This window comes from Dellaglioa sp. BT-FLS60 (genome assembly GCF_054941065.1).
Window position 1 is genome coordinate 76484 of record NZ_JBSOLI010000035.1, and the last position, 14441, is coordinate 90924.

A 14441-nucleotide genomic window follows, 5' to 3' on the forward strand; every position below is an offset into this window, starting at 1 on the left:
AATTTCAATACTATTATTTTCTGTTCTCTCTTCCTAATCGTTTCTTATCCGCTGTTCTACTCTTTTTAAACTCATTATAATAGCGATTAAACCATCTAAGTACCGTTTCTTCACTCACATCAAGTGCCTCTTCGGCATCCTCTGTGAAATTTTCCCAAGCATCTGGATTTCGGCGTGCAATTTCTTTTCTAAGCGTCACAATTAGTGGTTTTAACTTTTCTCTGTCTTTGTGTGACATCTTCAAAAAGGCCTCGGCGCCCTTCGAATCCATTTGACTAACACCTGTGAATTCACTATTATCCGCGCTATTAGCAATAAATGACCGAATTGGAATCACAATAAAGAAAATCAACGTTATTTTTGGGAAAAACCAACCTAATAAAATTAAGGCTAACAATAAAAATCCCGTTTCCGTATTATGCTTACCATAAATAGCCACGTAAACTTTTTGCATATCGGATTTTTCCGTATATTTCTGATGAACAATGGCTTTTGCGATTCCTCTGAACAAATAGATAATGACAACGTACAAAATACCGTACATTATAACCGTTTCTCTGACTGTATCAGTTGTCATTAGTCGTGTAAATGTTGGAATTAACGATAAAAACATCATTAAAATCAAATCCATAACAATAATTTTATTTGATACTTCATCTACTTCTGAAAAAGCAACGGCATGTTGATACCATATATTAGCGACAAAACAAAAACTAACAATAAAAATACCAATTGTCTGAAATAAATCAGTAAAATTAATTTGTCCATTTTTCACTTCAATAGGCATTTCTAATACCATAATCGTAATAATGATTGCAATAATAGCATCACTCAATGTATCTAGTCTTTCTTTAATCTTCATTCTATTACTCCTAAAAATACTTATTTTAAAGATCTGATAATCACAACTCTTAATATCAGTTATTCACTAAACATTACCATTTTTAATAAATGTTGTAAAACAATAAAAAAAGCTTTGAATCAGAAATTAATCCCAATTCAAAGCTTCTTATTTTTTAATTTAAATTTTAGTACCAACCATTTGATAACCAGAATGATTTAGCAGCACTCCATGAACCGTAACGACTTGTTACGTAGTTGTTAGCAACTTTTTCTTGGTTTGCAGCTGAGTAATCACCGTTTAAGTATGATGCGCCTAATTGGTATTTACCAACATATTGACCATTTCTAGCTGAGTATGAACCGCCAGATTCCTTGTTAGCAATCCATGCTTTAGCACTTGAATCACTTGATGTTGCAGCATTGGCAGTACTTGGTGCAGCTTGGCTTGTTGTAGCTGCCTTAGGTGCACTTGTATTTGCTGAAGCTGTGTTTGTTGATGTTGAAGCTGCTTTAGCTGTGTTTGATGCAGTATTTGTTGTTGCTGCTTTAGCAGCTGTATCAGTATTAATTGTTAATTGTTCGCCAACATAGATAACGTTAACATGGTTAATGTTGTTTTCTTTAGCAATTGTGCTAACACTAACATCATTAGATGTTTTGCTTGCGTATGATGCTGAGATTTCGTTAAGTGTATCACCTGATTTTACAGTGTACACATCAGCGTCTGCTGCTTTAACAAGACCAAAACCTGCTGCTACTGTTGCTACCATTGCTACTGAAAATTTTGTCATCTTTGTATTTAATTTCATTATATTTAGTTCTCCTTTAAGTTAAGCGATTTATTTGATTTCTTATTTAATTTATCTTTATGTGTTATTTATCTTACGAGGTTCATACTATCAGTTGCCTTTTACATAAGCATTTCAGTCAAATATCATTATCTTGAAATATTGTAATATAACTAGCATTCTGTAATAAACATCGCTCAGTTAAAAATTATTTTCACCTTACTATCCTTATAAAAGCAGTCTTTATAAAAATAATTCAAGTATTTTTTATGTGACAAAAAGCAAGGATATTTTCCCTAAAAATAATTTAATAATCTTGTTTTTTTCGCTTGTTTTATCAAAAAAAGTATTATCAGCAATGATTCTTGCCAATAATACTTTTAAATTTTCACTTGATTATGTTATGTCCAAGTATCTAAACAAGTACTTTGAATCACAATTCCATTTAGCAAATGTCATACGCTATCCCCTTAGTTTCAAAATACCTAACCATATCCTATATCGATTTTTCTTCATTATGTGTAAACAGAGATAACGTAACTAAAGGCTTCATTTGACAACATCGTTTAAAAAGATTACGATGTTTTTGTAGGTTAGTGAATACTTACTCACTTTTAAAATGGAGGTTATTATTTATGAACAAACCAATTATTCAATTAACAGATCTATCAAAATCATTTAACAAACATGTTGTTTTAGATCATATTTCAACAACTGTAGAAGAAGGCACAATACTGGGGCTAATCGGTCCTTCAGGTGCTGGAAAATCAACTATTATTCAATTATTACTTGGGGCAGAAAAAGCTGATAGTGGTACGGCAACCGTCTTTAATCAAGTTATGCCTAATCGTAAACTACTAGGAAATATTGGTTATATGGCTCAAAGTGATGCCTTATATGAACAACAATCTGGCCGAGAAAATTTAATCTTTTTCGGTCGAATGAAAGGTATCGCTAAACAAGACATACAATCTAATGTTGAACATGTCACAAAAGTAGTTGATTTAGGAGAAGCACTAGATCAACATGTGTCTGGGTACTCTGGCGGTATGAAACGTCGTCTTTCACTTGCTATTGCCCTCATTGGTAATCCAGATTTAATTATCTTGGATGAACCAACGGTTGGTATCGATCCCGCTCTTCGTCGCCATATTTGGCAGGAACTCCATCGATTAAAAAATGAAGGTCGTACTATTCTTGTTACAACTCATGTTATGGATGAAGCTGAATTAGTTGATCGTGTTGCCATGTTATTAAATGGCCATTTGCTCGCAGATGACACTCCCGAAAAATTAAAAAATAAGTATCACGTCACTTCAATTGAAGCCGTCTTTTTAAAGGTCGAGGAGGAAAATAAATGAGAACTTTAATCATTGCCAAACGTGTTTTAACTGAATTGTTAAGAGATAAACGTTCCTTAGCACTCATCTTTATTGCACCATTACTTGTTCTAACATTAATGAATTTTGCGTTTAATGATAATTCAACACAATCAACTAAGATTGGGACTGTCTCTGTCTCAAAGACATTAAATCAAAAATTAGACCAAAAAAACATCATTATTAAAAAATATTCAACCATCAAACAAGCCAATAAAGCACTTAAAAAGGACCATATCGACTCATATATTAGCCAATCTGGTCAAAAATTATCTGTTACTTATGCAAATGTTGATGCTAGTAAGACAGCTGCAACAAAAATAGCTATCAAAACAGCTGCCGGTTCTGTTCAACAAGAAAAAATCAAAAAAGCCTTAACGACTTTAACAAAAAACTTACCTGATTCACCTAAAGTAAAAACAGCTGAACCTTTATCACTCAAAAATTACTATGTTTACGGCGATAAAGATACCTCTTACTTTGATAAAATGTTACCAATATTGATGGGATTCTTCGTTTTCTTCTTTATTTTCCTAATCTCTGGTATGTCTCTATTGAAAGAACGAACATCTGGCACCCTTGATCGTTTATTGGCAACACCCGTTAAACGGTCAGATATTGTCTTTGGTTATATGCTTAGTTATAGCATTTTAGCCTTTTTACAAACTGTATTAATTGTCTTATTTACAGTCAAAATCCTATCCGTCGTCATTTTAGGTAGTATCTGGTCAGTTATTATCATTAATTTATTATTATCACTAGTTGCTTTAGCATTCGGTATTTTAATGTCGACTTTTGCAAAATCAGAATTCCAATTAATGCAGTTTATTCCTATTATTGTTTTACCTCAAGTATTTCTATCTGGCATTATTTCACTAGATTCGATGCCTCATTGGCTTCAATATTTTTCATATATCTTACCAATGAGATATGCTGGCGAAGCTTTAACTGGCGTTATCATGCATGGTTATCACTTACTAACTGTCTGGCCTATGTTGGTCGCATTATTAATTTTCTTGATTGTTTTACTCATTTTGAATATTATTGGGTTGAAACGTTATAGAAAGGTTTAGGTATTCAAATGGAAAACATTAAAAATGATTGGATTTCTGATAAAAGTATTCCAAATGGAAAAAGAGCTGTTCTATTAGCTGGTTTAGCCCTATTTTCAGCTCAAGGATTTGATAATACCTCAACTTCAGAACTTGCAGCTGAAGCACAAGTCAGCGAGGCAACTATTTACAAATATTTTAAAACAAAACGTGACTTATTATTAGCGATTATCGATCCAATGATAGCTAATTTTATTCCAAAATCGTTATCCTCTCTTCAATTGGAAATCAAAGAAATAGAGTTAACATTGGACTCATTCATTCACTTTTTTGTCCAAAATCGTTGGGATTTTTTGAAACAAAACCATGAAGCTATCCAAATTTTAATTACAGAAATTTTAACAGATTCAACAATTAAACAACTTTTCATTGAAACAATGAGTAACTATACACCATTTCTTAAAAATATTTTATTACACCTATTGAAACAAAATAATAAGCTGAATCCCAAATTAACAGCAGCCGATTTTGCTCGAACAATTATAGGCTTTCTACTCACCTACTTTATGCAAGTTAATCTTTTTAGTGTAGAAGCAATTAAAACAGAAGAACAGACTTTAATTACCATTGAAATGCAGATTATCCGAGCTTTAACTTAAATCTCTAAAAAAATAGTGTATGAAAACTGTTGAGTTTTCATACACTATTTTTTTAGGCTCTTCATTAAGTGTTGTTGACCTAAAATTTCACTTGATCATGTTGTGTCCAAGTATCTAAACGAGCACTTTGAATCACAATTTCATATATAATTTCATCTTCTATATCTTCATCAGATAACCCATCCATGAATCCTGGTACCTGTTCACGATATAAATCTGCTAAATCCGCTAATTTGTACGTTGACCGCTTAACACTCAATCGATTACTAGCAATAGTCATCCCAGTACTCGTTGGAATTGTATTTATAGCTGCTTTACCTAAATCAAGTTCAGCAATTTTTGGTGTCTCTTTATATTTCACTTTTACACGTCCAATTAACAGTACTCCATCTTCTTTAGAATATATTATTCTAAAATAATCGAATTTGCTGTTCTCTATAATTTTAGAGCCATATTCATCTCACATGAACCATTAACAAATCTTTATTTTTAAATAACCTGCAGCTTTATGCTACCATCAAAGTAATTAATAAATCTTAACATTAGGAGTCATTCAAAATGAAACAATTACATTACGATACAATTATCATTGGTGCTGGACCTGGTGGTCTCTCTGTTGCTTTTGATTTAAGTCAAAAACAATCTATTCTAATCGTTGAAAATGATCTTTGGGGAGGTACTTGTCCTAATCGAGGTTGTGATCCTAAAAAAATGCTTTATTCTGCCGTTGAAACTAAGCAACGACAAGAAGCAATGCAAGGATTTGGTTTGACTGGTGGTTCTACCATTAACTGGCCGGAATTAATGGCCTTTAAATCAGCTTATACAGACAACGTCCCTACAAATACTTTAGCCGGTCTATCTGCCTCAAATATCGAAACCGTGCACGGATCAGCCAAATTCATTTCAGAATCAGCAATTAAAGTAAATGAATCAACTTATACCGCTGATCACTTTGTCATTGCGACTGGTCAATCACCCGTAATACCAGACATTTCCGGACATGATTTCTTAAAAACAAGCACAGATTTCTTATCTCTCAAAGAAATTCCAGCAAAAATTGCTTTCATCGGTGCTGGTTACGTTTCAATTGAACTCGCCAATATCGCAAGGGCCGCAGGGGCAGAAGTTCATATCATTCAACATAATGACCAAATTTTACGCGAATTTCCAACCGAATATACGGAACGTCTTATCAATCGTTTAAAGAATAATGGCATCCAATTTCACTTTAATACTAACGTAACTGAAGTGACCAATCATCGATTATTGGGTGACAACGGCCTAGACTTAACCGTTGACCTAGCCATTTCAGCATTGGGTCGTCACCCCAACATCAACTCCCTGAATTTACCTGTTTCTGGGGTGAAATCAGATTCACATGGTATCATCGTGGATAATCATTTAGCAACGACTAATAAGCAAATTTACGCTATTGGAGACGTTATTTCACGTAAACAACCTAAGCTGACACCTGTTTCTACGTTTGAGGGGCACTATGTTGCGAAAGAATTACTTAGCGCCGACAATCATGCGATTACTTACCCACCAATCCCCGTCACTGTTTATGCGAGTCCACAACTTTCTCAAGTTGGGATCACTATCGAACAGGCTCAAAAAGAACCCGAACGATATGACATTAGAACGCAAGATACAACCAAATGGTACACATTCAATCGCATTAAAGAACCAACAGCATCTGTCACAACTATTTTTGATAGCTCAACAACTTTACTAGTTGGCGCCGTTGTTTATGCCACTATCGCTGAAGAATTAATCAATTATTTAACGCCACTCATTGCGAATAAAACAACTAAATCAGACGTGGATAAGCTCATTTTTGCTTACCCAACACCAGCAAGTGATTTAGATTACTATCTATAAAAAATAAAACGAGATTAAAAGAAAAATTTTCTTTTAATCTCGTTTTTTGTTTTGTTTTTTTCGTTTTAATTCGTTATTAATTGAACGTATGTTTAAAACAGTCGCAATATGTAACATTAGCCATACGATAATATACATAACTGTTATTTCAATCACAAAAACAACCGGGCTACCTAGTATCACTGTTATATTCGTACTCAATCCAACAATCAGGATTACACCTAAATAATGAATCACTAATGCAACCCAATAATTTAACCGTTCACTATCAAAAATCATTGATAAAATACCAATTAACGCACTAATTATCAGAGTTGTTATAATATCTTTTGGCGTCATAACAACCGGCTTCATTCGAATCAATAAGAATAATAAATAGACAAATGATCCAAGTAATAATCCAGCTGACATATGACGCATAATACTTTTTATTATCATTTATTTATCCTCACATTCTTAATTGTCGACGAAGTTCCGGCAGATATTTGCGACTAACAATAAGTTTAAGTTGATTCGTCATAAATGCTGTCATATTCCCTGAAAATGCTGCTTCTAATGACTCCAACTGATTAATATTAATAACGGTACTCTTTGATACTTGAATAAAATCATGATTATTCAACCGTTCAATCATCGTTTTTAACTGACCTTTTACTGAATAATTCTTCACTATTGTATGAATCGTCAGTTCACTGCCGTATACTTCAATCGCTAAAATCTCACTTGTTTGCACCATAACAACGCGATCCTCAACCGTGATTGGAATCATACCAACCTGTGTGTTCAAATTTTCTAATTGTTGTAAAATTTTTAACACATCATGAGAAAGAGCGTTTGCTTGAAGATTAATCACAATTTCATCATCATTCAATTCATCATTTTGTTCAAAATTAATCTTCAAGTTACATCCTCTCTTTCTTAACGTTATTTGTTAATTATACGCTACTTACAACCACGCGACGACTACCACGAGCTAAACTAAGTGACACAACTATAAAGATTATCGTGAAGGCTCCTAGGATGAAACAATTCTGCTGAATACTCGTTAATTGATTCAAATTAATGCCAATTCCCATTAGCTTTTTAAAATGTAATACCGTGCCTACAGAAGCATTTTTAAAAGACACATTTAATTGGTGAGTGACTAAAATTTGCCTAAATATTGCGGCATTATAAGGTGCTGGTGTTAATTTCATGATAAGTTGAGCTGTATGCGGTACCAGTCCAACCGGCATATATACACCCGCAAAGAAACCAGATGCAGTCCCAATAATTGTATTAATTTTACCCAATGAATCAACTTTTTTTACAAATGAAAATAATAGTAAATTAAATGTCGTCCAAACTAAACTACTCAATATGATTGTTCCTAAAATAGGTACAATTGTGTTGAGTTGAAAAGATAGACCATCTGTAACATTGAAATAAATTCCCATCCCTAACAACATCACGATTTGCATAATAATACCAATTAAAATTGCACTCACAAAATAACTAATCTGAATGCCAACGTAAGAAATATCTGTTAGAAATAAATCAGATAATGCCCCATTTTCGCGATCTTTAATCATTTGACCCAAACCATGGGATGTCGCAGCTATTGCTGTTACAACTAAGGTTCCACTGATTAACCAAGGATCCATTAATAATTTGGCATCAGGTACACTGGACCAACTCGCTATCATATTTTGTTTCAAAAAAATAAGATATAATACAAATGAAATTAAGGCTCCCAATAATGAAAAAATGACCCCACTACGATTACCAAAATATAAACTCAAATGACGTTTAATTAAGCTTTGCATGTTAACGAATCTCCTTTCCAGTTAATGCCAAAAATATATCGTCCATGTTGCCATGACGAAATTCAAAATGAGTCATAAAGGGTTCAATTTTCTGTAACAACGTAATGACCTCATGTTCTTTAGGAACTTTAACCAATAAACATCCCTTTTCTTGAACAACATCCCAAGAAGGATCCAATTCAGCTAACACAGCCTCTTTTTGATTTGATTCTATCGTTAGTAAATTTTGCGCATAGGTCTCTTTTAAGTGGCTAACGGTATCATGCGCAATGACTTCCCCGTGATCAATAACATAAACGAAATCAGCTTCCTCAGCCTCTTCCAAGTAATGCGTTGTTAAAATGATGGTCAATCCTTGTGTGTCACGTAATTGGTTTAACGTTGCCCAAATCACCTTTCTCGTTTGAATGTCTAAACCGGTAGACGGTTCATCAAGAAATAATAAATCCGGTTGGTGGACAAGCGCTCTAGCAATATCAACACGTCGTCTTTGCCCGCCAGATAATGTATCATAACGTTGATCCAAAATGGTTGTTAATCCGAAATCAACAATCAATTTCTTTTCATTAGCCAAATCAATATTCTGATACATTCTTGCACGACTTTGTATATTTTGTCGAACTGTTTGTTGTCCATCTAAGACACTATTTTGAAAGACAACGCCAATTTTATGATGATATTCTTTTTGTTCTGGTTTTAGTCCAGCCAATCTAATTTCACCAGCTGTTGCTTGAATCAACCCCGTTAACATATTAATGGTGGTTGATTTACCTGCCCCATTTGGCCCAAGCAAAGCAATTAATTGCCCTTCTTTTACAGTTAAATCAATATGATTAACAGCTACTTTTTCACGATACGTTTTACTTATGGATTTTACAGTTAATAATGTCATAAAAAAATCCTCCCTTTACTGAATGACCTAAGTCTATTCTCAAAAGGAGGATTTGTGATTCATATTAGGTTAAGTGGTTCCAAAAGAGCACTAAGTGGTTTTGAAAACGAATCAACATCCGAGCCTTAACTTTTTTAAATCGTTTGTTTTTTTACTCGTGCTTGGACCCACAAGTTAAATATTAAAACAGCAACTAATAACAATGTCGCAATTAACATAATATTATGTAAGCCTTCGTACATGATTTGGCGCATGGCGGGCAATAATTTCTCAGGAAGTGCTGAAACACTTTTTGAATCGCTTAATTTATTTAACATTGCCATCGAAATTTTGCCATGAGATTGCTGAATCCCTTTTGATAAAGCATTATTGAGGACAACACCATAAATTGATGACATAAATGTTTGACTTAAAATACGTAACAAGTAGGCAAATGAAGTCGCTATTGGCACGTCTCGACTTTCAGCATCTTGCTGAACACTAAGTTGCAGCACATTGAAACACATCCCTAACCCAAATCCTTCAAAAGCACCCATTAACAAGAGATACCAAAGAGGTATTGTGACACCAACAAATAACATCCCTACAAAAGAAACAATAAAACTAATCGTTCCAATTGTAATAACACGATATTTGCCTAAACGTGGTGTCATCGTTGGTCCTGTCAATGAACCAACCAAATTGGTCATTGCCCCTGGAATTTGCGTGGCGCCTCCAATTAATGCACTCATACCAAGCAGGCCTTGCGCCCACATCGGAATATAAATGTTAAATGAGATAAATGCACCCCATAAAAGAGCAAACAAAATAAAATCAACAATCAATTTCTTATTTTTAAATAATCGATTTGGAATAATGGGATCAATCGCTTTATCTTCAACTTTAAATAAGACGCCAAGTAATACAATTCCGGCGATGATTAAGCCAGCAATTAGCCCCGTTGAACCAACACCAATCATTTGAATCCCCGTTAATAATGTCACTAAACTGACAATCATCATACCAGCACCCAAGTAGTCAATATTACCTTTTTGACGTTTTTTAATTTTTTCTTTGAAGAAAAATTGAATTGATATAATCGAAATAAACGCAATTGGGACGTTAATATAGAAAACCCAATGCCAACTAAAAGTATCAACAATCCAACCACCAATTAAGGGGCCAATAATTGAAGCAATACTATAACTGGCAGTTGCATAACCAATCACTTGCGACCGTTTCTTGATATTCTCATAGATATCAGCATAGATGATAAAGGGAATTGTATTCATCCCTCCAGCACCAATACCCATAACTGCTCGCGCAACTAGGAAAAAGACAATATTACCTGATATTGCTTGAAAAATAGCACCAACTGCAAATAATAAAGTCGCTAATTGATACGCACCACGATTCCCGATTCGTTCCCCCAATTTACTCCAAAGTGGTGTGGCAACTGCCATCCCCAATAGAAAGACGGCAACAATCCACCCCATATATTGGATGCCGTGCAAATCGCTGACAATTGAAGGCAACGCGGTATTAATAATTGTTCCGTCGAGACCAGCCATTGTATTAGATAGCAGCAAGGCTATGGTGACGATAATTAGATTCCTTTTGTTCATAACTTCTCCTTTTTATGCGACTCACTCAAAATGATTATCTTATTTATAACTATACGCCTTTGAGTGAACTCTAAAGCAAGAAAAATTTTTTAATCGATAACTTTCAAAGGGTTCATTACTAGAAAATGCCTAATTTCAAACAAAAAAACCTATCTCCGATAAAAGTTTGAAAATAGGTCTTGGTCAATTAATAAGTCTTCAATTTTTTATTACAATATAACTGTTTTTGTAAAGACACCAAAGTTTAAAATATAAACTTACTCAAAAAATTTTTGAGCAAGTTTTTTATAAATTTGAATGTAATCTAAATAATCCTGTTCTAATACATATTCATTAATTTGATGTGCACTTTCGTTACCTGGTCCTAAAATAACCACTGGCATTTTAAGATTGCGACCTATAAATGAAGTTGCATCTGTTCCACCAGTAGCACCAATAACTAAACTATTTTCGTTCCAAATATCCTTATAAACATCTTGAGCCATTTTTACTAAAGGTTCCGTTGGCTCAACGTAAACAGGTAAGTTATTTTCTGTAATTTTAAACCCATAACGAGGCTGCTCAAAATTTGCATTAAGTTGATCAATTATCCCTTGAATATCTGAAATAATTTTGTTATTTGAATATTCAGGAACCGTTCTAAACTTAACATGCATTGTGGCAAATCCTGGGACAGTATTAGGTTGGTCGCCCCCATTAATCATTGTATTAACAACAATTGTATGACCTAATAGATTATTTTCATATTCGTCTTTAATTAAAGTTTTTGCATACTCATTTTGTTGTTTCCAATATTCAATTAAGAAATCAATCGCATTGAGTCCAAGTTGTGGTGTTGAACTATGTGCTGAAACGCCTTCAAAAGTAATATCAATATCAATTGAGCCTTTATGTGCAGAATAAATAGCATGCCGACTGAATTCAGCTGGGCTTCCGTCAGGTAAAACAAGTAATTGATTTTTAATGAAGTAGTCTAATACAGGTTTAGAACTAGTATTAGAGGGTTCTCCGACAATAAGCGCTGATAAATCATCAGCATAACCCAATTCAGCAAGTTGTTTAGATCCTGCCATCCCTACTTCTTCACCGACAGTAACGATCAAACGAATATGTCCATCAAAATGAGGATCTTCATGAAGTTCAATCATAGCGATTACTTGACCAGCTAATCCAGCTTTCATATCAGTTGTGCCACGGCCGAACATTTTACCTTCTTTAATTGTTAATTCAAATGGATTAGTATCCCATGCCGCACTATCGCCAGCTGAGACAACATCTGCATGTCCTGTAAAACCAAGCAATTTACCATCTGCTCTTTTTGCACCAATTTCTACAATTAAATTGGCTCTGTTAGGCGCGCTTACTATTTTTTCACTCTTAATACCATGTTTTTCAAATAATTCTTTTAAGTAATCTGCGACTAATTCTTCATGGTCATTTTCAGTATTCAACGCAACTAAATCTTTTAACAAGCTTATTTCTTCTTCTTTTTTCAAATAAATCCCCCCACAATCATCGTTATTTTTTTACAAGCCTATTATAACATTTCTTTAGCTCTACAATGTCTGTTAGTGGTGCTAGAACTCTATCACTGACGGCCAAAAAAGGGGTTAGAACTTTCTACTTTTTATCACAGATAATTGCCCAAAAAATAATATTAACCGTTACTATCGTGTGAATGAGATAAATTCCGGCTAATAAGTGCTGGTTCGTTATTGCCGAACTTGAAAAGAATGTTACTAAGGATGTTTTAGCTACTATTGAAAAGCCTATAACAAGCAGCATGTAGAATAATTGTTGCAGTAGATTTCCTATTCCAGACAATTGGTATTTTAATACGAACGCCTGATTATTTTGAAATTGAATTTTTCTAAAACTTTCATTCACTAATTGATTCTCTAACCCGATATAGTAAGCAATTAGTAAAATTCCTAAATAAAAACTTACTTGCGTAAACGTTAAACAGAGCGCAATAATCAAGACATACTTTCGGTAATCAGCCCATTTCCCAGTAGTCATCATCCCTAACTCAAAACCAATAATATAAATGATATAAATAGGAATAATAGCATTTAAATGGAAATAAGTCATCGAGAAAAATGGTGCATATAACAGGACATAATTCAGCATGACTCCTCTGTTAATCGCTAAATAATTCTCTCTAAATAATTTATTTTTCAATAAAATATAAATTATAGCGATTAAAAAAATCAAAATACTAGCAAAAATCAGCATTTCACCGCTTCTATTTATAAATTCCGCTCTAATGAATTTTGCGGTAAAGAAAAATAAACTTGCGATAAAAACAAAGAAAAGATACCCTATTAGAATTTTTTTATTTGGTTTTTTAACATCAGGCGCAGCACTTATATTTTCTGATAAAAGTAACTTTAAATTCAAAGCTAAAAATAAATTTAAGATAGCTAAAACAAAGAAAAGAATTTGATAGTATCCATTAGTGTTGGCGTAATATAACAGTCCTCCAACAAATATGAAAAAAATAAGACTGCTGAGCCAGTCCATTTTTTTCAATTTAATCGAATCACGTTCCTTGATGGATAAGAAAAAGGGCCAAGACCAACTTGAACCAATTCCTAAAAAGAGTCCACTTATACCAAGCATCGTCACGTTACTTGGATTTAGCCCTCCCAGAAAAAATCCAAAACAATTAAAAATTGTAGAAAAGAGGATCATTTGGTAATGACTCATTGAAAAGAAAGGCGTTAAAAACATTCCCACACCTCTAAACGTATACAGAATAGCCAATGGAATCAAAAATGCACTCGTTCTACTTTGAAAAGCATAAATACTATAAAAAATAAGATACGGTAACATCGTATCTATATTGGAAAAAAGATTTAACATTGGTAAAAATAATTTCTTGCGCAAAACATTCACCCCGTCAAATATATTTTATTGATTTTTTTTAATTACGGTAACTCGTTCTACTATTTATGATACGGACTACCAGCGTTAATCATGAACCCCCGATAGACTTGTTCAGTCAAAATCATACGCATCAATTGATGCGGCAATGTAAACTTACCAAATGATATCTGTGTATTGGCACGTTTTAACACGTCATCGCTTAATCCTAACGAGCCACCAATGACAAACGTAATATCTGAATGTCCATAAGTTCCAAGATCAGCAATCTCCTTAGCAAAATCTTCAGAGGTACGCTCCTTGCCCAAAATAGCCAACGCATAAACGTACTCTTTATCCTTAATCTTACCAAGAATACGGTCACCTTCTTTACCCTTAACCTCAATCATTTCTGCTGGACTTAATTTCTCAGGTGCTTTTTCATCACTAACTTCAACAATTTCAAATTTACAAAACTTACTTAGCCGTTTTGCATACTCTTCAATCCCTTGTTTGAGATATTTTTCTTTTAACTTACCGACACCAATAATCTTAATATTCATCATTTTCCACCTTTTTCACAAGTTATACACAAAGTTATGCACATATCCACAATTTGAAACACTACATATTGCGGAGAATATATGTTCGTCACTACATTTATTTGTGA

15 protein-coding genes are annotated in these 14441 nt (G+C 33.7%); 4 read left to right on the forward strand and 11 right to left on the reverse strand.

What is annotated here, in order from left to right:
• Window positions 1-13 precede the first annotated feature (13 nt).
• Window positions 14-862: a TMEM175 family protein gene (locus tag ACVQ8P_RS06830; RefSeq protein WP_462298469.1), complete on the reverse strand. Its 849-nt coding sequence runs from the start codon at window positions 860-862 to the stop codon at window positions 14-16.
• 166 nt (window positions 863-1028) lie between these two features.
• On the reverse strand, window positions 1029-1652 hold the full coding sequence (apf, locus tag ACVQ8P_RS06835; RefSeq protein WP_462298470.1) for an aggregation-promoting factor: 624 nt from the start codon (window positions 1650-1652) through the stop codon (window positions 1029-1031).
• Window positions 1653-2266: 614 nt separating this feature from the next.
• Between apf and ACVQ8P_RS06840 the strand changes: the two genes are divergently transcribed.
• From ACVQ8P_RS06840 to ACVQ8P_RS06850, 3 genes are read left to right on the forward strand one after another with little or no spacing between them, the layout of a single operon-like run.
• Entirely contained in the window at window positions 2267-2992 is a 726-nt protein-coding gene (locus ACVQ8P_RS06840) for an ABC transporter ATP-binding protein (protein WP_462298471.1), read from the forward strand.
• Complete coding sequence (locus tag ACVQ8P_RS06845) at window positions 2989-4083, forward strand: ABC transporter permease (protein WP_462298472.1); 1095 nt, start codon at window positions 2989-2991, stop codon at window positions 4081-4083. The genes ACVQ8P_RS06840 and ACVQ8P_RS06845 overlap by 4 nt, the downstream gene beginning before the upstream one ends.
• 8 nt (window positions 4084-4091) lie before the next feature.
• Window positions 4092-4721, forward strand: a complete 630-nt coding sequence (locus tag ACVQ8P_RS06850; protein ID WP_462298473.1) for a TetR/AcrR family transcriptional regulator — start codon at window positions 4092-4094, stop codon at window positions 4719-4721.
• Between the two features lie 79 nt (window positions 4722-4800).
• On the opposite strand, the gene ACVQ8P_RS06855 is transcribed toward ACVQ8P_RS06850, so the two are convergent.
• A complete protein-coding gene (locus tag ACVQ8P_RS06855) occupies window positions 4801-5082 on the reverse strand; it encodes a hypothetical protein (protein WP_462298474.1) in 282 nt (93 codons plus the stop codon).
• Window positions 5083-5279: 197 nt separating this feature from the next.
• Between ACVQ8P_RS06855 and ACVQ8P_RS06860 the strand changes: the two genes are divergently transcribed.
• Window positions 5280-6605 carry a dihydrolipoyl dehydrogenase family protein gene (locus ACVQ8P_RS06860; protein ID WP_462298475.1) on the forward strand — a complete coding sequence of 442 codons (1326 nt, stop codon included), beginning with the start codon at window positions 5280-5282 and terminating at the stop codon, window positions 6603-6605.
• Between the two features lie 33 nt (window positions 6606-6638).
• On the opposite strand, the gene ACVQ8P_RS06865 is transcribed toward ACVQ8P_RS06860, so the two are convergent.
• From ACVQ8P_RS06865 to rlmH, 8 genes are all read right to left on the reverse strand, one after another.
• The gene (locus tag ACVQ8P_RS06865; protein ID WP_462298476.1) at window positions 6639-7043 is read right to left on the reverse strand and encodes a DUF3021 family protein; all 405 of its coding nucleotides are present in this window, start codon (window positions 7041-7043) and stop codon (window positions 6639-6641) included.
• A gap of 10 nt (window positions 7044-7053) precedes the next feature.
• On the reverse strand, window positions 7054-7506 hold the full coding sequence (locus ACVQ8P_RS06870) for a LytTR family DNA-binding domain-containing protein (protein WP_462298477.1): 453 nt from the start codon (window positions 7504-7506) through the stop codon (window positions 7054-7056).
• Between the two features lie 34 nt (window positions 7507-7540).
• Entirely contained in the window at window positions 7541-8410 is an 870-nt protein-coding gene (locus tag ACVQ8P_RS06875) for an ABC transporter permease (RefSeq protein ID WP_462298478.1), read from the reverse strand.
• Window position 8411: 1 nt separating this feature from the next.
• Window positions 8412-9302, reverse strand: coding sequence for an ABC transporter ATP-binding protein (locus ACVQ8P_RS06880; protein WP_462298479.1), 891 nt, complete (start codon window positions 9300-9302; stop codon window positions 8412-8414).
• A 134-nt stretch (window positions 9303-9436) separates the two neighbouring features.
• Window positions 9437-10906 carry an MFS transporter gene (locus ACVQ8P_RS06885; RefSeq protein ID WP_462298480.1) on the reverse strand — a complete coding sequence of 490 codons (1470 nt, stop codon included), beginning with the start codon at window positions 10904-10906 and terminating at the stop codon, window positions 9437-9439.
• Between the two features lie 257 nt (window positions 10907-11163).
• Window positions 11164-12402, reverse strand: coding sequence for a M20/M25/M40 family metallo-hydrolase (locus ACVQ8P_RS06890; protein WP_462298481.1), 1239 nt, complete (start codon window positions 12400-12402; stop codon window positions 11164-11166).
• A gap of 124 nt (window positions 12403-12526) precedes the next feature.
• Entirely contained in the window at window positions 12527-13771 is a 1245-nt protein-coding gene (locus ACVQ8P_RS06895) for a hypothetical protein (RefSeq protein ID WP_462298482.1), read from the reverse strand.
• A gap of 83 nt (window positions 13772-13854) precedes the next feature.
• The gene (rlmH, locus tag ACVQ8P_RS06900; protein WP_462298483.1) at window positions 13855-14334 is read right to left on the reverse strand and encodes a 23S rRNA (pseudouridine(1915)-N(3))-methyltransferase RlmH; all 480 of its coding nucleotides are present in this window, start codon (window positions 14332-14334) and stop codon (window positions 13855-13857) included.
• Window positions 14335-14441: the final 107 nt, after the last annotated feature.